Annotated in this window: 2 protein-coding genes; both read right to left on the minus strand. The window is 43.4% G+C overall.

Annotation, left to right across the window (positions count from 1 at the left end; translation table 11 throughout):
* Window positions 1-13 precede the first annotated feature (13 nt).
* Entirely contained in the window at window positions 14-1,186 is a 1,173-nt protein-coding gene (locus tag ACM0OX_RS35580) for an IS4 family transposase (protein WP_414519913.1), read from the minus strand.
* A 17-nt stretch (window positions 1,187-1,203) separates the two neighbouring features.
* The gene (locus ACM0OX_RS35585; RefSeq protein WP_414519911.1) at window positions 1,204-1,398 is read right to left on the minus strand and encodes a transposase DNA-binding-containing protein; all 195 of its coding nucleotides are present in this window, start codon (window positions 1,396-1,398) and stop codon (window positions 1,204-1,206) included.
* Window positions 1,399-1,504 lie beyond the last annotated feature (106 nt).

Here is a 1,504-nt window from a genome sequence, read left to right on the forward strand (position 1 = left end):
CTGACTTTTCCCGTTAAGTCTCTTTTGCAAGCTGCCAACCTTCACAAAGGTCATGCAATTTTAACCAACCTCGCCACAGTACCTGGATACCAATTGGTGTTTTGCTTCGATGTTCTAGGTAGCCCCCAAGACGAGCGATCGCTTCGATAGCCCAATTAACTGTGAGGAGTTTGGGTGGTTTGGGAGACTTAGCTTTTAAAATCTTGAGTTCTAGAGGATTTAGAATTGCAATGGCCGGGGCTGAAGGCTGGGTGCGGTGTAGATAAGTCAACTGCAACAGTTCTACAGCAATTACACTCAAAAAGCCAACTAAGGTTTTCATACCCTCAGCAGCAAGTCTGTATCGTTCCACCTGACATCCAGACTTGAAAATTTTATGATACTCTTCAACCCGCCAGCGATACGTATACCAGCGTAAAATCAGAGAAGCTGTCTGGATATCTGCAACAATTTCAGTGGTGAGCAACATCCATTCTACAGGTGTTTCACCTTCGGGACAATCAATTTCTGTGGCATAAACAGCATATACGAGTAGAGGGTCACGGTTATCAAAACGATAGGGAGTACGGAGATTTACCGGACAAAATCGTATAGCCAACTTGACTTTACGGGCAGAACGTTGTCCAGTCTGGGGTAATTCGATTTCCTGTTCAAAACTGGTAGGTTGTGCAAGAAGCTTTGACCAAAGACGCTCGCTCTCGGAATCTAAACTGCGGTTATGAGCCGCGCGAACAAGAACTCCGGTGTGCTGAAGTTGGCGAACTTTATCGAAAACTTCTGTGATATCACCTTCTCGGTCAAAAATATGAACTACTCGTGTATGCTTATTTGTAAGGCTTTCTACAGTGGTCAGAGCTTCTATCCACTTGTAAGATTCTTTCTCTTCAAAGGGACGTTTTCGGGCTTCAACTCTTGCTGCCGCTTGCCGTTTTTTCTTCTGTGTCGGAGTTTCATCTTTCGGTGGTTTCTGTTTTGGCTCACGATTCCAAAGTTTTTGCCACAATAAACCTATGGATTGACCTTTCTGGGGTTCTATAGCTAATGCACTGTGTAATATTAAACCATTACCTGCCTTACCTATTGGTCCATAACCTTCTTTTTTGGCTGCAATACTGCCATAATCAAGAAAAGTAGTGTCTCCAACACACAGCACTACATCATACTCTGCAACAGTTTCCGCCGTCATTTGACAGTGCGGTTCAATTACTTTTGAAAATTCCACTTTTGGATTAGCAAAAACTCATAGGCTCTCTTGAGTACAGTTCCACTACTGAAAATTTCCGACAGTGCTTTGCCAAACCCAAGACTAAGAGCATAGCCTATCGACATTGCACGCTCATTTAATCGGCGATCGCCCAACTCACAGGTTGCAAAATTTTTCTCCCACCAATCCAGCATTGCTCGTGACCTTTAGTACCGAATTTTAATTACTGTACTGTATATGCTGTGCTATTTCTTAAATCCTTTGCCAGCAAGCTTTTCGAGACTTAACGGGAAAAGTCAG

It is taken from the genome of Nostoc sp. PCC 9305 (assembly GCF_963920915.1).
GTDB lineage: Bacteria > Cyanobacteriota > Cyanobacteriia > Cyanobacteriales > Nostocaceae > Nostoc.

Bases quoted from the DNA above. Each gene is read 5' to 3' on its own strand.
- ACM0OX_RS35580 (WP_414519913.1), bottom strand. From the start codon at position 1,186: ATGACGGCGGAAACTGTTGCAGAGTATGATGTAGTGCTGTGTGTTGGA.
- ACM0OX_RS35585 (WP_414519911.1), bottom strand. From the start codon at position 1,398: ATGCTGGATTGGTGGGAGAAAAATTTTGCAACCTGTGAGTTGGGCGAT.